A 17,057-nucleotide genomic window follows, 5' to 3' on the forward strand; every position below is an offset into this window, starting at 1 on the left:
CATACGACGCGGTTCATACGGAATCAGCAGCGGGTGATCGGGTTCCCGACCGTGAGGCGGTAGGCGGCCCGCTCGTCGAGCAGCAGGGGGACGAGCGCCCGCAGCGCCTGCCGCAGCGGTACCACCGCGCCGTCCGCGGTGGGCCTGGAGACCACTCCGTGCAGGGCGAGTTCGTCCCTGACCTCGGAGAACTGCGCGGCCGTGAGCCGGTAGCCGCAGGGCGGGTCCTGGATGGTCTCGTCCGCGGTCGCGGGGTCGTTGTCGGCTCCGCCGGTCCACACCGGGCCGCGATCGGCGAATCCGGCGAGCCGGGCCGCTGTGGTCGCGGCCTCGATCCGGCCGCGCCGCTCGCGGGCGAAGGCGAACGCGCCGTCCAGGGCGGCGAGCTGGGAAGCGACGCGACGCCGGTTGTTCAGAGCGGGGTCCGCCTTCTCGGCGTCGGTGAGGGGATCGACCCGGGTCTCGACGAGCAGGCCGACGGAGTGCTTCACCCCCGCCGTGTTCCGCAGGATGCGCTCCTGGCCGTCGCCGGCGACCTGCCGGACGGGCTCACCGGTGACGGGATCGGTCCAGATGCCGTAGATGCCGCTGCTGAAGCCCGCGCCGGCGGCGGTGGGGCGGACGTAGGTCTCGGAGAGGGTGCGGGCCTCTCGGTGCACATCGCGGGCGGTGTTGAGGTTGCGCGGCCAGAGGGTGAGCAGGTCCTTGTCGTAGTAGCGAGGTGTGGCGCCGTACTCGTGCAGGTCGTAGACGATGTCGGGACGGCGGTCGCGGATGACGGCGGCAATGGCGCGGCCCTCGGCGGTCCTCAGCGCGATGTGGTCGCGATTGACGTCCACCCGGTCGGCGTTGCCGCGGGTGCCGGCCGCGCGTCCGTCGGGGTTGGCGGTCGGGATGGCGAGCACGGTCGTACGGGCCAGGAGGCGGCGGGTTCCCGCGTCCCTTGCCCGGGCGAGGTCCCGGACCGTGGTGAGACACGCCTCACGGCCGGACGGCTCGTCGCCGTGCTGACTGCAGATCAGCAGCACGGTGTTCGCGGTGGGCCGGTCGCCGCCGATGCGCACGAGTTGGAGCGGGCGGCCCTGTCCGGTCCTGCCGATGGTGCTCAGCGACACGCGGTCGCTCGACCGGTCGACGGCGTCCAGAAACGCCCACTCCTCAGGCTGGGTGGTCCAGCGGGCACCACCGGAGTCCTCGAATCCGGTGCGCGGCACATCGGCGTGCGCGGCGGCCGCCCGGACGGGCGCCGGTACGGCGACCGCGGCGGCGAGTGCGCAGGCCACCGCGGCGAAAGTGCGGATACGACGGTGCATCGGTTCGCTGCCTCCGGGGACGGGTCGGATCGGATCGGACGTGGTGCGCTCACTCCGTCGAGCCGGGTGCCGAGGGCCGGACGCGGCCGGTGGACCACTGTCCGGGGGTGCGTTCGATGTCGGCCATGGGCCGCGTCCGTCGGCGACGGCGCCGTCCCGGCTCTTGCCGATCATCCCTGCGTCCCCGGTGGTCCTGGGGGCGGCGCCCCGGGTCCCGGTGCGGTGGCGAGGGCACGGGTGCGGCCGTTCGGCCGGTCGACGACGGCCTCGGCGGACTGGACGTCGAAGCGGCCCCCGACGTCGGCGCAGCCGTCGGAGCGGCCGGTGCCGGCGGGGTCGACCGCGAAGCCGTAGCCGCACTGCACGAAGCAGTGGTCGCGGTACCGCGGGAGGGCGACGGGATTCCCGTGTGCGCCGCAGGTTCTCCGCCGGCTCTCCCTGCCGCGCCCGCAGCAGGAGTAATTCGGGCCGGCGTCCATGGTGACGGGTATTTTCCGGCCATGTTGCGCCGGATCCCGTGTCCGGAGGGTGTCGACGTCGACGCGGTCGTCGCGATCGCCCCCGCCGCCGTCGCCGTCGCGCCGGGTGTCGCCCCAGACGGACTCCCGCATCGCGTCGTCGTAGGAGTGGACGGGTCCGCTGTCCCGGGGCGCGGCGCCGTGTGCGCCGCTCTGCGGGACGGGGACGGACATCGGAGCGGCTGCGACCGCGGCGGCGAGGTTCTGCCGGTGAGTCGGACGGGCGGCACACGTATCGGCATGGGCGGACGGTACTCCCGTCAACTTCCGTGCGACAGAGGGCAGTAGTGGGCCGTTGGAGGACAGGAGCGACGAATGGGAGACCGGGCGCCAGGTCGGCCGAATGGCGCTCGTGCGACGGAAGGCGCCATGGACACGCCGGAGCGCCGGACGCGTGAATAGGGTCCGAAAAGATCAACACCCCGTGATGTGATCAGCACCCCCTGATGTTGGGAGCATTCGTGCAGCGCAGAATTCTCGTCCCGAGCGCGGTTGCGGCATCTCTTCTGCTGGCGATCCCGGCGTCCGCCGCCGCCGGGGGTCCCGGGAAGTCCCCCGGGGGACAGGGCGCGCCCGGGGCCCCGGGCATCGGCGACCCCTACTATCCGTCCAGCGGCAACGGCGGATACGACGTGGCGCATTACGACCTCCGGCTGAGGTACCAGCCCGCAACGGACCTCCTGGAGGGCACGGCGACAATTCTCGCCACCACCCGGCAGGACCTCTCCCGTTTCAACCTCGACTTCGGCCTGACGGTCAGTGAGGTACGGGTGAACGGCCGCACGGCGGGGTTCACCCGGAGCGGCGGCCAGGAACTGGAGATCACTCCGGCCGCACCGCTGGAGGAGAACCGCCCGGTCACGGTGGTCGTCAGGTACTCCGGAAAACCCTCGGAACTGAAGATCGACGGCTGGACCGCCTGGCACCGCACCCCGGACGGCGGGGTCGCCGCCCAGGAGCCCGCCTCGGCCGTGTGGTGGTTCCCGTCCAACGACCATCCGCTCGACAAGGCCACCTTCGACATCTCCGTCGCGGTCCCGGACGGCACCCAGGCGATCAGCAACGGCGTGCTGCGCTCCCGCTCGTCACGGCTGGGCTGGACCCGCTACAACTGGCGGTCCGACAAGCCGCAGGCCACGTACCTCGCCACACTCGCCGTCGGGAAGTTCGACATCACCACCGACACGACCGCGAACGGACTGCCGGTCCTCAACGCCTACAGCAAGGACCTCGGGGGCAACGCGGGCGCGGCACGGGCCAGCGTCGAGCGGACCGCCGAGGTCGCGGAGTGGCTGGAGGGCGTCTTCGGGCCGTACCCGTTCAACGCGCTCGGCGGCTACGTCCCCAACGTGCCCAGCGGGTACGCCCTGGAGACCCAGACCCGGCCGTTCTACAGCCCGCGGCAGTTCGCCAACGGGGCGAACGTCTCGGTCGTCGTGCACGAACTGGCCCACCAGTGGTACGGGGACAGTGTCTCCGTGAAGGGCTGGAAGGACATCTGGGTCAACGAAGGCTTCGCCCGCTACAGCCAGTGGCTGTGGTCGGAGAAGGAGGGCGAGGGCACGGCACAGGAGCTGGCCGACTACATCTACGCCCTGCACCCGGCCGACGATCCCTTCTGGACGGTGAAGCCGGGCGACCCGGGGCCGGACAGGCAGTTCGACATCGCCGTGTACGACCGCGGCGCTCTCGCCCTGCAGGCGCTGCGCAACGCGATCGGCGACGAGGACTTCTTCGCGGTCCTCAAGGGCTGGCCGGCCGCGCACGCCGACGGCAACGCGAGCGTCGGCGACTTCGTGCAGTACGCCGAGGAGGTCTCCGGGACACCGCTCGCGGACCTCTTCCGCACCTGGCTGTACGAGCCGTCCAGGCCGGCCGCGCCCGCCGCGGCGGCGCCGCCGAGCGGGGTCTCGAAGGCACCCGGCGTCACCCGGTCCGATGCCCGGCCCGCCGAGCCCAGGTCGTACCGGAGGATCGCCGCCACCGACACGGTGCACGACCACGACCGCGGTCACGGCCGCGACCAGCGCGACTGACCCGTGCCATCGGGTGCCGCCGCCCCGCTCCGGGGCCGCGGCACCTGCGGCTACGCTGACCCGGCACGACCTGTGCCACCCGTACGGACACCGCCGGTGAGGAGCGTCCCGTGCCCGATCGGAGCAGTGGACCCAGACCCACCCTGGAAGCCGTCGCCGCACGGGCCGGGGTCTCCAGGGCCACGGTGTCCCGCGTCGTCAACGGCGGGGCGGGGGTGCGCGCCCCGGTGGCCGACCGGGTGCGCGAAGCGGTCGCCGAGCTCGGCTACGTACCCAACCAGGCGGCCCGCAGTCTGGTCACCCGGCGAAGCGGCGCGGTCGCCGTGATCATCGCGGAGCCCGAGTTCCGGGTGTTCTCCGATCCCTTCTTCGAACGCCAGGTACGCGGCATCAGCCGTGAACTGAGCGCCAACGACTCGCAGTTGGTACTGCTGTGGGTCGAGGGCCCGGACGACCACGACCGGATAGCCCGCTATCTCGGCGGCGGCCACGTCGACGGCGCGCTCGCCTTCTCGCTCCACGAGAGCGACGAACTCCCCTCGGTGGTACTGGGGTCGGGGGTCCCGGCGGTGTTCGGCGGCCGCCCCGGCGGGCCGGGCGCCGGCTCCGAGCACGCCGTGCCGTACGTCGACTGCGACAACCGGGGCGGGGCCCGTGCGGCGGTGCGCCATCTCGTCGGCCTCGGCCGCACCCGGATCGCCCATATCGCCGGCCCCCGGGACCAGACGTCGGCGCTCGACCGACTCCACGGCTACCGGGACGTGCTGCCGGACGCCGACCCGGGGCTCACCGCCCAGGGCGACTTCACGGCGCGCAGCGGGGAGTCGGCGATGGCCGCGCTGCTCGACGCGGGTCCGGCGGCGCCGGACGCGGTGTTCGCCTCGAACGACCTGATGGCCTCGGGGGCCCTGAGGCTGCTGCACGAGCGGGGGCTGCGGGTACCGGAGGACATCGCGGTCGTCGGCTTCGACGACATGGCGTCGGTGGCGGAGACCACCGATCCGCCACTGACGACGGTCCGCCAGGACATCGAGGGCAACGGGCGGCTGATGGTACGGCTGTTGATGGCTCTGCTCGACGGGCGGGACACGGAGACCGTTCCCCCGGCCTCGGTGATCACGCCGACCCTGCTGGTACGGCGCGCGACGGCCTGAACGGCCCCCGGGCCGCGGATGCTCGCGCCGGCGCCGGCGCGAGCATCCGCGGCCCGGGACTTCTGCGGGAGTCCCGGAGCGAACACCATGCGTCCCGGCAGGACACGAGTCCGGGCGCGGCGTCCGGCGGCCCCGGCCAGGACGTGGGTCCCGGCGCGGGCGTCACGCCACCCGGCGGACCCGAGTCCCGGCGCGAGCGTCACACCACCCGGCGGACCCGAGTCCCGGCGCGAGCGTCACACCACCCGGCGGACCCGAGTCCCGGCGCGAGCGTCACACCACCCGGCGGACCCGAGTCCGGGGCCCGCGCCCCCGCGCGAGCGTCCCGCTCTCCGGCAGGGCCCGGCCCCGGGGCCGGCGACCCGAACCCCTCCCCCGTAAGGGCATCGGCACACCGGGCGGACGACGCGGCGCAGCGGCTCGCCGTGACGCGGTGAATCGGCGTCGGCGACCCGGGATCGTCCCCGCCCGGGAGGCAGAACGCCGGCCGCCGCGCAGGAGCCGTCACCTCGGGCGCGCCTTCGGCAGCCGGCCCTCGGCCCGGGCCCGGCGACGGGCCCGTCTGGCCTGCGGCAGATAGCGCAGCCGCTCCGGAAGCAGGGGCACGACGATTCTGACGGCCCGGCCGAAACGCCGCAGCCGCCGCTCCTGTCCGGCGGTCCACGGCAGTCCGATCGCCTCGCGGGCGTCCGGCGGCATCAGCCCGACGGTGAGGAAGCGCCTCAGCCGGAGGAACCGGGGCAGGACCAGCGGCCAGCACAGGCGCAGCAGCAGTCTCAGCGGCAGGGGGCCGAGGGCGGGCGGCGGCAGACCGCGGTCGGTGGCGAGGAGGTCCCGGACGACGGCGGTGGCTTCGAGCTCGTCGGCGAGGACCTTGCGGTAGTAGGGCCAGAACTCCTCGACGGTGCCCGGCATGTCGCGGTCCCGGATGCCGAGCACCCTGCCCACGCTCAGCCATTCCGCGTAGAGCCGTCGCTCCTGGGCCTCGGTGAACGGGCGGTACAGATAGCGGATCGCGTGGTGGTGGACGGGGAAGCCGGTGGCGTGGACCCACGCGTAGTACTCGGGGGTGAGCGCGTGGTAGCGGCGGCCCCTGCTGTCGGTGCCCTGAATGCCCCGATGCAGCCGGCGCAGACGACGGCCCTCCTCGGCGGCGGCGTCCCCGCCGTACACCCACAGCTGTAGCGAGCGCAGTGAGCGCTCGCCGCGGCCCCAGGGGTCGGTGCGGAAGACGGAGTGCTCGTCGACGCCCGCGCCGACGGCCGGGTGCGCGACCTGCAGGGCGAGCGCGGCGGGGAGCATGAGCAGCCCGCGCACGTCGCCGACCAGGGTCCACAGGACGCCGCCGGGCGGCGGGGGCAGGGGGTCCGGCCCGCCCGTGCCGTCCGCCTTCCGCGTCAGGGGCTCCTGCGGCCTGGTCATCGGTGTGCTCCCGGAGGCCGATGGGCGCGGTGCGACGCGCGCGCTCTCACAACTCCAGTATGCGATCACGGCCGGACGAGGGGGCAGTGGGGGACCGATCCGTCCCGGGAAGTCCCCTTGGAGGACCCCGGGACTCGACCGGTCCGCAAACGTTCCCAGGAACGTGGAACTCCGGCAAGAAACCCGGCACCTGACGGTTACCCGAAAGTAACTGCCGCTGCTTTGATGTCCGCCGGTATCACCCCCACCCCCACCCCCACCAGAAACGGGAGTTCCAGTGCCGCAATCCGTGCTCCGCCGCGCGTCCGGCGCAGCCCTCGCCACGGCGGTCGCCGCCGCCACCCTGGCGGTCGCCGCGCCGTCGGCGTCCGCCTCACCCGCCGGGCAGACCGCCGCGGCGACGCCCTCGCTGAAGGTCCTGACGTACAACGTCTTCCTCTTCAGCAAGACCCTGTACCCCAACTGGGGCCAGGACCACAGGGCCGCCGAGATCCCGAAGGCCCCGTACTTCCAGGGCAACGACGTCGTCGTGCTCCAGGAGGCGTTCGACAACTCCTCGTCCGACGCGATGCAGCGCAACGCCCGGACCCAGTACCCGTACCAGACTCCCGTGATGGGCCGCAGCAAGAGCGGCTGGGACGCGACGGGCGGCGCGTACTCGGCGACGGTGCCGGAGGACGGCGGGGTCACGGTCCTCAGCAAGTGGCCCATCGTGCGCAAGGAGCAGTACGTCTACAAGGACGCCTGCGGCTCCGACTGGTGGTCCAACAAGGGCTTCGTGTACGCGGTCCTGGATGTGAACGGCAGCAGGGTGCACGTGGTGGGGACCCATGCGCAGTCGACCGACCCGGGCTGCGCGGCGGGCGAGGCTGCGCGGATGCGCAGCCGCCAGTTCAAGGCACTCGACGCGTTCCTCGACGCCAAGAACATCCCGGCCTCCGAGCAGGTCCTGGTGGCGGGCGACTTCAACGTCGACTCGCGCACACCCGAGTACGCGACCATGCTGGCGGACGGTGGGCTCGCCGACGCGGACAGCCGCACCGGGCACCCGTACTCCTTCGACCCCCAGGACAACTCGATCGCGGCCGACCGCTATCCGGGCGAGCCGCGCGAGGACCTCGATTACGTCCTGCACCGGGCCGGGCACGTCCGCCCGGCCGGCTGGCGGAACGACGTGATCAAGGAGCGGAGTGCACCCTGGACGGTGAGGAGTTGGGGCACCGACTACACCTACACCAACCTCTCGGACCACTACCCGGTCGCCGCCTTCGGGCAGTAGCCGAGAAGGCGTAGCCGCAAGGCCTTTGCAGCTGGTCAGGGTCCGCTCTTCGACAGTGGCTGCAGGCCTTTCCGGCTGTCATGGTGGTGTCCATGACGGGTCAGGGGCACACGCACGGGCACGCGGAGGACCACACTGCCGGCCGTCCCGGCGGGCCCGCGGGCGATCGCGGACACGAACACGGGAACCTGCACGGGCGGGGTCAGGGCCACGGCCGTGGACACCATCACCATCACCATCACGGCGAGCGCATCGACGCGGCCCTCGAAGGCTCGGCCGAAGGGCTGCGCACCCTCTGGCTCTCCTTCGCCGTCCTGACCGCGACCACCGCCGTCCAGGCGGTCATCGCGGCGCTGTCGGGGTCGGTCGCGCTGCTGGGCGACACCGTCCACAACGCGACCGACGCGCTCACCGCGCTGCCGCTCGCCCTGGCGTTCGTACTGGGCCGGCGCGCCGCCACCCGGCGCTACACCTACGGTTTCGGCCGTGCCGAGGACCTGGCGGGGGTCTTCGTCGTCCTGGTGATCGCCGCCTCCGCCGCCTTCGCCGGGTACGAGGCGGTCCGGCGGCTGCTGGACCCCCAGGACGTCACGCACCTCCCGGCGGTCGCGGCGGCCGGGCTCGTGGGGTTCGCGGGAAACGAGTGGGTGGCGAGGGTCCGCATCCGCACGGGGCGCCGCATCGGCTCCGCCGCGCTCGTCGCGGACGGACTGCACGCCCGCACCGACGGGTTCACCTCCCTCGCCGTACTGCTCGGCGCCGGCGGCGCGGCACTGGGCTGGCGGTACGCGGATCCCCTCATCGGCCTCGTCATCACCGGGGCGATCCTCCTCGTGTTGCGTGGCGCGGCCCGCGAGATCTGGCACCGTCTGATGGACGCCGTGGATCCGGCCCTGGTCGACGCGGCCGAGCACGCGCTCGCCCACGTGGCGGGCGTACGGGCCGTGGGGGCCGTGCGGATGCGGTGGATCGGGCACACGCTGCGCGCGGAGACGTCGGTCGAAGTCGACCCGGGGCTCACGGTCGTACAGGCCCACGCCGTGGCGGTCGCCGCCGAACACGCCCTGCTCCACGCGGTGCCCCGGCTGGCGGGCACGACCGTCCACATCGACCACGCGGGCACGGCCGGCCAGGACCCGCATGCCGAGCTGGACCACCACATCGCCCGGTGACCGCCCGGATCGGCCACCTGCCGGCTCGGTGGTGTGACCGCCTCACCCCGACGACCGCCCGGCCCGGCCGCGCAAGTCACCCGGTGACCGTCCGCCGCCCTCGATGCGGTGCCCGTGCCCCACCCGGCGGCAACCCGCTCCTACCGGTACCAGGCGGCGGCACTCCAGGCGTACAGCGCGATGGTCGCGGCCACGCAGACGATGACCACCCAGGATCCGAAGCCCGTGTGCCGTACGGTGCGCCGTCCGGTACGCGGAGCCCGCTTGCGACCGGCATGTGCGGACCGGGCCGGGCGGGCCGGCCGCGGCGAGCCCCCGGAGCGTACGGAGAACCGCCTGGTCCGCGCTGCGGGCGCGAGGGCTGGGGGAACCACGCGCGGCGAAGGGTCCGCGGCGGCCTCGGCGAGCAGCCGGCGGCAGACGGCGGCCAGTTCGGCCGTACCGGCCTCGACGCGCATCACCGCCTCCGAGCGCGCGGGAGCCGTCGTGCCGCCGTCGAGTATGCGGCCGGCGCGCAGGAGGATCTCGTCGCGGCCGCCGCTCGGTGCCAGGCTGATCCAGCGCCGGACGTGCTCGCCCCGGATGACCACGCCTCCCGCGCGGTCCCGGTAGACGGTGTGCTCACGCCACAGGACGTCCGCCAACTCTGCGGCAGTCTCTCTCAGTTGCCCACTCACGCTCTCCCCCGCTCTGCCGTACGCCGCTCGAACAAGCACCGCACTCTAGCGTCAGGCGCGGACCGAGACACGCGCGGGATCCTCGCCGCGTCACGGGTTTCACAACTCTGGTGAGACAGCAATACTGTTGCACCGAACCGGCGCACGCAGGGAGCGAGGAAGACGATGGCGACCGAAACCGAGGGGCCGACGCTGACCGTCGACGAGCTGGCCGCCCGCGCGGGCGTCACCGTCCGCACCATCCGGTTCTACAGCACCCGCGGTCTGCTGCCGCCGCCGCAGATCGGCCCGCGCCGCGTCGGCCACTACGGCGCGGAACACCTCTCGCGGCTGGCCCTGATCGAGGAACTGCAGCACCAGGGAATGACTCTTGCGGCCATCGAACGCTACCTGGAACAGCTGCCACCGGGGCTGAGCGCGCAGGATCTGGCGATCCACCGGGCCCTGGTGGCCTCCTGGGCGCCCGAGTCGGCCGAGGAGACCGGTCTGGAGGAGCTGGTGCGCAGGGCCGGCCGGCCGCTGTCGGACCAGGACGTCGACCGGCTCGCGGCCATGGGCGTGCTGGACCGCACGGCCGCGCCGGACGTGTTCCGGCTCGACGGCGGGCTGCTGCGCCTCGGCGTCGAACTGCTCGACGTCCCGATCGCCCACGAGACGATCCTCGCCTCCCGCACGGTCCTGCTGGAGCACGCGCGCGCCGCCGCCCAGGAGCTGACCAGGCTGTTCCGGGACGAGGTGTGGGGCCCCTACCGTGAGCGCGAGACCGATCCGGACCATGTCGCCACGATGAAGTCCCTCTCGGCCCATATGCAGCCGATGGTGATCCAGGCCCTGGTCACGGCCTTTCAGCGGTCACTGCGGGAGGAACTCCGGGCGGCGTTCGGGACGGCGGCGGGAGTTCCGCCCGTGGAGCCGGAGCCGACGGACCCGGCCGGAGCGGCGGACACCGCGGACGGTCCGGCGCGGTCACCGGAACGGCCCTGAGCACGGCGGAGAGCGCGGTCGCCCGGGACCGTTCCGCCCACGAGACGGGCGGGAGCCGGGCCCGCCGTCCGCGCCGGCTGCAGGGCGGACCGCTTCCCGGCCGCTCCGCTCCGCCCCGTACGGCCGGGACCGACCTTGGCCGGGCAGGCGACTCTGCTGCCCAATTCCGGGGCAACTCCGACACGCGGACCATGACCTGCGACAACGCGGTGACCGTTGCGGCCTTCCCGGCATGACTCTGCTGCTCAGCCGAATTGAGCAGCAGAGTCGCAGGCGGGCGGAGCCGGTCCCGGCCACCGGTCCGGCCCGTACGCGCGTCGCCCGTCGACGTGGCACGGCGATCACGCCCGTGACCCGCCCGTGCACCCCGATCCGCCCGCGCACGCCCGCTCACGCGCCCCGATCCCGCCGCGCCTCACCTGCCCGCACGCCCCGTCCGGACCGGAGAGCCGGTCCGGACGGGAGCCGCGGCGGGTGTCAGTCGTCGGTGAAGACCTCGCCCCGCGCCGCCTTCTCCACCAGCAGCGCCGGCGGTTCGAAGCGCTCGCCGTACGCCTGAGCCAACTCGCGCGCCCGGGCGACGAAGCCGGGCAGGCCGTCGGCCGCCCCGTCACGGCCCTCGTAGCCGTTGATGTACTGCAGGACGCCGCCCGTCCACGCGGGGAAGCCGATGCCCATGATGGACCCGATGTTGGCATCGGCAACCGACGTCAGCACGCCCTCCTCCAGGCACCGGACGGTGTCCAGCGCCTCGGAGAAGAGCATCCGCTCCTTCATGTCCTCGAACGGGACGTGCGCGCCGGGTTTGGCGAAGTGCTCGCGCAGTCCCGGCCACAGCCCGGCACGCTTGCCGTCGACGTAGTCGTAGAAGCCCGCGCCGCCGCTGCGGCCCGTGCGCCCGAAGTCGTCGACCAGCCGGTCGATGACCGCGTCCGCCGGGTGCGGGGTCCATGTGCCGCCCGACTCCTCCACGGCCCGCCGCGCCTCGCCCCGGATCCTGCGCGGGAGAGTGAGCGTGAGCTCGTCCATCAGCGAGAGGACCTTCGCCGGGTACCCGGCCTGGGCCGCGGCCTGCTCGACCGACGCGGGCTCGACGCCCTCGCCGACCATCGCCACGCCCTCGTTGATGAAGTGCCCGATCACCCGCGAGGTGAAGAACCCGCGGGAGTCGTTCACGACGATCGGGGTCTTGTTGATCTGGCGGACCAGGTCGAAGGCGCGCGCCAGCGCCTCGTCACCGGTGCGCTCGCCCTTGATGATCTCCACCAGCGGCATCTTGTCCACGGGCGAGAAGAAGTGCAGACCGATGAAGTCGGCGGGACGCTCGACGCCCTCGGCGAGCAGCGTGATCGGCAGCGTCGAGGTGTTGGAGCACAGCAGCGCGTCCGGCTCGACGACGTGCTGGATCTCCTGGAACACCTTGTGCTTGAGCGCCGGGTCCTCGAACACGGCCTCGATGACGGCGTCGCAGCCCGCGAGGTCGGCGGGGTCGGCCGTCGGCGTGATCCGGGCGAGCAGTTCGGCGCGCTTGGCCTCGGTCGTACGGCCCCGGCTCAGCGCCTTGTCCAGCAGCTTCTCGGAGTACGCCTTGCCCCGCCCGGCGGCGTCGGCGTTGACGTCCTTGAGGACCACCTCGATACCGGCCCGGGCGCAGGAGTAGGCGATGCCCGCACCCATCATCCCGGCACCGAGGACGGCGACCTTGCGGACCTTGCGCCGCTCTACGCCCTTGGGGCGGTTCGCGCCGGAGTTGACCGCCTGGAGGTCGAAGAAGAACGCCTGGATCATGTTCTTGGCGGTCTGGCCGGTGAGCAGTTCGGTGAAGTACCGCGCCTCGATGACCTGGGCGGTCTCGAAGTCCACCTGCGAGCCCTCGACGGCGGCCGCGAGGATGTTGCGCGGCGCCGGGAACGGCGCGCCGTTCAGCTGCTTCTTGAGGTTGGCGGGGAAGGCGGGCAGGTTCGCGGCGAACTTCGGGTTCGACGGCGTGCCGCCGGGGATCCGGTAGCCCTTGACGTCCCAGGGCTGCTGCGACTCGGGGTGCGCCTCGATGAAGGCGCGCGCCCTGTCCAGCATCTCCTCGGGCGTGGCGGCCACTTCGTGGACGAGACCGTTCTCGAGCGCGCGGCGCGGGGAGTACTGGGTGCCCTGCAGGAGGACCTTGAGCAGAGCGTCGGCGATGCCCATGAGGCGCACGGTGCGGGTGACGCCGCCGCCGGCGGGCAGCAGTCCCAGCGTGACCTCCGGCAGGCCGATCTTGGAGCCGGGCGCGTCGAGGGCGATGCGGTGGTGGCAGGCGAGGGCGATCTCGTAACCGCCGCCGAGCGCGGCGCCGTTCATGGCGGCGACGACGGGCTTGCCCAGGGTCTCGATGCGGCGCAGCGCACGCTTGATGGCCATGCCCATGTCGAACGCCTGCTGGGCCTGCTCGGGACCGACCTTGATCATGTCCTTGAGGTCGCCGCCCGCGAAGAAGGTCTTCTTGGCGGAGGTGACGACGATGCCGCGGATGGAGTCCTTCTCTGCCTCGGCGCGATCGGCGATCGCGGCGATCGATGCGCGGAAGGCCTGGTTCATGGTGTTGGCGGACTGGTCCGGGTCGTCCAGGACGAGGGTGACGATCCCGGTCTCGTCCTGCTCCCAGCGGATGGTGGTGCTCGTCGGCGTTGCGGTCATTGCTGCTTCTCCGTACGGGGGAAGGGGCGGGAGGGACGAGGGGTCAGATGCGTTCGACGATCGTGGCGATGCCCATGCCGCCGCCGACGCAGAGGGTGGCGAGGCCGTACCGCTTGTCCTGGCGCTCCAGTTCGTCGATGAGGCTGCCGAGGATCATCGCGCCGGTGGCGCCGAGCGGGTGGCCCAGCGCGATGGCTCCGCCGTTGACGTTGACCTTGTCGAGGGAGAGCCCCATGTCCTTCACGAAGCGCAGGACGACGGCGGCGAAGGCCTCGTTGATCTCGACGAGGTCGATGTCGTCGATCGTCAGCCCGGCCCTGACGAGTGCCTTGCGGGTGGCGGGCGCGGGGCCGGTGAGCATGATGGTGGGCTCGGAGCCGGAGACCGCGGCGGAGACGATCCGGGCGCGGGGCCGGAGGCCGTACCGCTCGCCGACCTCCTTGGAGCCGACGGCCACGAGCGAGGCTCCGTCGACGATGCCCGAGGAGTTGCCCGCGTGGTGGACGTGGTCGATCTTCTCCACCCAGTGGTACGTCTGGAGCGCGACGGCATCGAAGCCGCCCATGTCCCCGATTCCCGCGAACGAGGGCTTGAGGGCGGCCAGGGAGTCCGCGGTGGTGCCGGGGCGCATGTGCTCGTCGTGGTCGAGGACGACGAGACCGTTGCGGTCCTTCACCGGGACGACGGAGCGGTCGAAGCGGCCGTCCTTCCAGGCCGCGGCCGCACGCTCCTGGGACAGGGCCGCGTACTCGTCCACGTCGCGCCGGGAGAAGCCCTCGATGGTGGCGATCAGGTCGGCGCCGATGCCCTGCGGCACGAAGTGGGTGTCGAAGTTGGTCATCGGGTCGGCGAACCAGGCGCCGCCGTCGGACGCCATCGGCACGCGCGACATCGACTCGACGCCGCCCGCCAGCACCAGGTCCTCCCAGCCCGAGCGGACCTTCATCGCCGCCATGTTGACGGCCTCCAGACCCGAGGCGCAGAAGCGGTTCTCCTGAACGCCTGCGACGGTGTCGGGCAGTCCGGCCGCGATGGCGGAGATCCGGGCGATGTCCGAGCCCTGGTCGCCGACCGGGCCCACGACGCCGAGCACGATGTCGTCGATCGCGGCGGGGTCGAGCCCGGGGAAGCGGGAGCGGATCTCGTGGATCAGGCCGACGACGAGGTCGATCGGCTTGGTGCCGTGCAGGGCGCCGTTGGCCTTGCCGCGGCCGCGCGGGGTGCGGATCGCGTCGTACACATACGCTTCGGTACTCACAACAGAGCCTTTCGCATCACGGGTGAGGGTGAGGGGTGAGGCAGCGGGAGGTTCGGGGGCGGACGGCGTGCGCCGGGCGGGTGCCGTCCGCGGCTCCGGCCGGGATAGCGGCCGGCCGGGAGAACAGCCGCTCAGGAGAGCGGCCGGTCAGGAGAGCAACGCGCGGCCGACGATCTCCTTCATGATCTCGGTGGTGCCACCGTAGATCGTCTGGATCCGGCCGTCCGTGAAGGCCCTGGCGACCCGGTACTCGGTCATGTACCCGTAGCCGCCGTGCAGCTGCAGACAGCGGTCGGCGACCCGCTTCTGCAGCTCCGTCGCCCACCATTTGGCCATCGACGCGTGCACCGCGTCGAGCTGCCCGTCGGAGTGGTCGGCGATGCAGCGGTCGAGGAACGTCCGGGTGACGGCGCACTCGGTGGCCATCTCGGCTATCTCGAAGCGGACGTGCTGGAGCTTCGCCAGCGGACGGCCGAACGCCTCGCGCTCCTTCACATACCGCGTCGTGATCTCCAGCAGGTACTCGGCCGCGGCGATGCCGGCGACCGCGATGTTCAGCCGTTCCTGGGCCAGGTTGGTCATCAGGTGGACGAAGGCGCCGTTGAGCTGCCCGAGGAGGTTCTCCTTCGGGACCCGCACGTCGTGGAAGAACAGCTCCGCCGTGTCCTGCGCCTTCTGGCCGATCTTGTCGAGGTTGCGGCCGCGTTCGAACCCCTCCGTGCCCCGCTCGACGACCAGCAGCGACAGCCCCTTGGCACCCCCCTCGGGCGTGGTCCTGGCGACGACGACCACCAGGTCGGCGAGGATGCCGTTGGAGATGAACGTCTTGGACCCGTTGAGCAGCCAGTGGTCGCCCCGGTCCTCGGCGGTGGTGCGGATGCCCTGGAGGTCTGAGCCCGCGCCCGGCTCGGTCATCGCGATGGCCGTGATGATCTCGCCGCTGCAGAAGCCGGGGAGCCAGCGCCGCTTCTGCTCCTCGGTCGCGAGGGAGGTGAGGTACGGGCCGATGATGTCGTTGTGCAGCCCGATCGCGAGGCCCGGGGTGCCGGCGCGGGTGAACTCCTCGGCGAGGACGGCGCTGTAGCGGAAATCGGTGTTCCCCCCGCCGCCGTACTCCTCGGGCACCGCCAGTCCCAGCAGGCCCTGGCGGCCGGCCGCCAGCCAGGCGTCGCGCGAGACGATGCCGTCCTTCTCCCACTGCTCGTAGTGGGGCAGCACCTCCTTGCCGATGAAGGTGCGCACGGTCTCGCGGAACGCGTCGTGCTCGGCGTCGAAGATCTGTCGTTTCATGCCTGAAGCCCCTTCGAGCCGGCTGCGGTCGGGTCGGGTCGGGTCACGTCGGCGCCCAGGATGCTGGGAACGCCCCAGTCACGGGCGATCTCCTCGGTGTCGGCACCGGGCTGCGCGGGCGGGCGGCGGACGGCGCCCGGGGTGAGCGAGAAACGGGGGGCCGGGGCCGGCTGGGTGATCCCTCCGTCGTCGGTGAAGGTGCCGCGAGCCGCCAGGTGCGGATGCGCGGGAGCCTCGCGCAGCGAGAGCACCGGCGCCACGCAGGCGTCCGAACCCTCGAAGACCGCGGTCCACTCGTCCCGCGTCCTCGTGCGGAAGCGCTCGGCGACCGCGGCGCGCAGTTCTCCCCAGCGGGAGAAGTCCTTGCGGGCGGGCGCCTCGCCCTCGATGCCCAGCAGCCTGATGAACTCGTCGTAGAACTGCTGCTCAAGCGCCCCGACCGCCATGTACCGGCCGTCGGCGGTCTCGTAGTTCCCGTAGAAGGGGCAGCCGCCGTCGAGGAGGTTCGCCCCCCGGCGGTCCTGCCAGCCGCCCGCGGCCATCATCCCGTGGATCATCGTGGCGAGGTGCGCGGCGCCGTCGACGATCGCCGCGTCCACGACCTGGCCGGTGCCGCCGGGGGTGCGGGCGTGCTGCAGTGCGGCCAGGACACCGATGACGAGGTACAGCGAGCCGCCCGCGTAGTCGCCGACGAGGTTCGCGGGGACCGCGGGCGCCTCGTCCGCCTTCCCGATCATGCCGAGGGTGCCGGTGATCGCGATGTAGGCGATGTCGTGGCCGGCGCGCTGGGCGAGCGGCCCCTCCTGGCCCCAGCCGGTCATCCGGCCGTAGACCAGCTCGGGATTGCGGGCGTGGCACTCCTCGGGCCCGACCCCGAGCCGCTCGGCCACCCCGGGACGGTAGCCCTCGATGAGCACGTCCGCGCGCTCGACGAGGTCGAGGACCCGCTCGGCGCCCCCGTCGGCCTTGAGGTCGATCAGTACGGACCTCTTGTTCCGGTTCGTGAGGTCGTGGGCGGGGTCGATCGCGAGCCCCGAGCCGCCGGGCCGGTCGACGCGTACGACGTCGGCGCCCAGGTCGGCGAGCAGCATGGCGGCGAACGGACCGGGCCCGATGCCGGCCAGTTCGACCACGCGCACACCGGCAAGCGGACCGCCCGGCGGGCCGTTCCCTGTCCCTGCCATGAAGCCCCCAGCACTATGACACAACTGATGTAACATCAGTGATGTTAAGAACGCGTTCCACTCCGCACAAGCCCCCGAGGCGAGCAAGCGCTTG

13 protein-coding genes are annotated in these 17,057 nt (G+C 72.5%); 5 read left to right on the plus strand and 8 right to left on the minus strand.

Annotated features, from left to right (window positions below; genetic code table 11):
* Positions 1 to 23: 23 nt before the first annotated feature.
* On the minus strand, positions 24 to 1,313 hold the full coding sequence (locus FEF34_RS05220; protein WP_138052063.1) for a M14 family metallopeptidase: 1,290 nt from the start codon (positions 1,311 to 1,313) through the stop codon (positions 24 to 26).
* A 170-nt stretch (positions 1,314 to 1,483) separates the two neighbouring features.
* Complete coding sequence (locus tag FEF34_RS05225) at positions 1,484 to 2,005, minus strand: hypothetical protein (RefSeq protein WP_138052064.1); 522 nt, start codon at positions 2,003 to 2,005, stop codon at positions 1,484 to 1,486.
* Between the two features lie 287 nt (positions 2,006 to 2,292).
* Between FEF34_RS05225 and FEF34_RS05230 the strand changes: the two genes are divergently transcribed.
* On the plus strand, positions 2,293 to 3,867 hold the full coding sequence (locus FEF34_RS05230) for a M1 family metallopeptidase (RefSeq protein WP_138057293.1): 1,575 nt from the start codon (positions 2,293 to 2,295) through the stop codon (positions 3,865 to 3,867).
* A gap of 110 nt (positions 3,868 to 3,977) precedes the next feature.
* Positions 3,978 to 5,021: a LacI family DNA-binding transcriptional regulator gene (locus tag FEF34_RS05240; protein ID WP_138052065.1), complete on the plus strand. Its 1,044-nt coding sequence runs from the start codon at positions 3,978 to 3,980 to the stop codon at positions 5,019 to 5,021.
* Between the two features lie 504 nt (positions 5,022 to 5,525).
* Here FEF34_RS05240 and FEF34_RS05245 read toward each other — a convergent pair.
* A complete protein-coding gene (locus tag FEF34_RS05245; RefSeq protein WP_138052066.1) occupies positions 5,526 to 6,443 on the minus strand; it encodes an oxygenase MpaB family protein in 918 nt (305 codons plus the stop codon).
* Positions 6,444 to 6,720: 277 nt separating this feature from the next.
* Here FEF34_RS05245 and sph point away from each other — a divergent pair, with 277 nt between their 5' ends.
* Positions 6,721 to 7,722 carry a sphingomyelin phosphodiesterase gene (gene sph, locus FEF34_RS05250; protein ID WP_138052067.1) on the plus strand — a complete coding sequence of 334 codons (1,002 nt, stop codon included), beginning with the start codon at positions 6,721 to 6,723 and terminating at the stop codon, positions 7,720 to 7,722.
* Positions 7,723 to 7,814: 92 nt separating this feature from the next.
* Positions 7,815 to 8,894, plus strand: a complete 1,080-nt coding sequence (locus tag FEF34_RS05255; RefSeq protein WP_234042282.1) for a cation diffusion facilitator family transporter — start codon at positions 7,815 to 7,817, stop codon at positions 8,892 to 8,894.
* 140 nt (positions 8,895 to 9,034) lie between these two features.
* Here the strand turns inward: FEF34_RS05255 and FEF34_RS05260 are convergent, their stop codons facing one another.
* The gene (locus tag FEF34_RS05260; protein ID WP_138052069.1) at positions 9,035 to 9,571 is read right to left on the minus strand and encodes a hypothetical protein; all 537 of its coding nucleotides are present in this window, start codon (positions 9,569 to 9,571) and stop codon (positions 9,035 to 9,037) included.
* Positions 9,572 to 9,736: 165 nt separating this feature from the next.
* Here FEF34_RS05260 and FEF34_RS05265 point away from each other — a divergent pair, with 165 nt between their 5' ends.
* Positions 9,737 to 10,555, plus strand: coding sequence for a MerR family transcriptional regulator (locus FEF34_RS05265; protein WP_138052070.1), 819 nt, complete (start codon positions 9,737 to 9,739; stop codon positions 10,553 to 10,555).
* 477 nt (positions 10,556 to 11,032) lie between these two features.
* Here FEF34_RS05265 and FEF34_RS05270 read toward each other — a convergent pair whose 3' ends face one another.
* The 4 genes from FEF34_RS05270 to FEF34_RS05285 all read right to left on the minus strand — a co-directional run bounded on the left by FEF34_RS05270 (position 11,033) and on the right by FEF34_RS05285 (position 16,963).
* Positions 11,033 to 13,231: a 3-hydroxyacyl-CoA dehydrogenase NAD-binding domain-containing protein gene (locus FEF34_RS05270; protein ID WP_138052071.1), complete on the minus strand. Its 2,199-nt coding sequence runs from the start codon at positions 13,229 to 13,231 to the stop codon at positions 11,033 to 11,035.
* 43 nt (positions 13,232 to 13,274) lie between these two features.
* Positions 13,275 to 14,489, minus strand: coding sequence for an acetyl-CoA C-acetyltransferase (locus tag FEF34_RS05275; protein ID WP_138052072.1), 1,215 nt, complete (start codon positions 14,487 to 14,489; stop codon positions 13,275 to 13,277).
* Positions 14,490 to 14,636: 147 nt separating this feature from the next.
* On the minus strand, positions 14,637 to 15,779 hold the full coding sequence (locus tag FEF34_RS05280; RefSeq protein ID WP_138052073.1) for an acyl-CoA dehydrogenase family protein: 1,143 nt from the start codon (positions 15,777 to 15,779) through the stop codon (positions 14,637 to 14,639).
* On the minus strand, positions 15,776 to 16,963 hold the full coding sequence (locus FEF34_RS05285; protein ID WP_171052832.1) for a CaiB/BaiF CoA transferase family protein: 1,188 nt from the start codon (positions 16,961 to 16,963) through the stop codon (positions 15,776 to 15,778). The genes FEF34_RS05280 and FEF34_RS05285 overlap by 4 nt, the downstream gene beginning before the upstream one ends.
* Between the last annotated feature and the right edge of the window lie 94 nt (positions 16,964 to 17,057).

The organism is Streptomyces marianii (assembly GCF_005795905.1).
Lineage (GTDB): Bacteria > Actinomycetota > Actinomycetes > Streptomycetales > Streptomycetaceae > Streptomyces > Streptomyces marianii.

What these genes read in the sequence shown, in the direction of transcription:
- FEF34_RS05220 (WP_138052063.1), bottom strand. Translation starts at nt 1,313, where the DNA reads ATGCACCGTCGTATCCGCACTTTCGCCGCGGTGGCCTGCGCACTCGCC.
- FEF34_RS05225 (WP_138052064.1), bottom strand. Translation starts at nt 2,005, where the DNA reads ATGTCCGTCCCCGTCCCGCAGAGCGGCGCACACGGCGCCGCGCCCCGG.
- FEF34_RS05245 (WP_138052066.1), bottom strand. Translation starts at nt 6,443, where the DNA reads ATGACCAGGCCGCAGGAGCCCCTGACGCGGAAGGCGGACGGCACGGGC.
- FEF34_RS05255 (WP_234042282.1), top strand. Translation starts at nt 7,815, where the DNA reads ATGACGGGTCAGGGGCACACGCACGGGCACGCGGAGGACCACACTGCC.
- FEF34_RS05265 (WP_138052070.1), top strand. Translation starts at nt 9,737, where the DNA reads ATGGCGACCGAAACCGAGGGGCCGACGCTGACCGTCGACGAGCTGGCC.
- FEF34_RS05270 (WP_138052071.1), bottom strand. Translation starts at nt 13,231, where the DNA reads ATGACCGCAACGCCGACGAGCACCACCATCCGCTGGGAGCAGGACGAG.
- FEF34_RS05280 (WP_138052073.1), bottom strand. Translation starts at nt 15,779, where the DNA reads ATGAAACGACAGATCTTCGACGCCGAGCACGACGCGTTCCGCGAGACC.
- FEF34_RS05285 (WP_171052832.1), bottom strand. Translation starts at nt 16,963, where the DNA reads ATGGCAGGGACAGGGAACGGCCCGCCGGGCGGTCCGCTTGCCGGTGTG.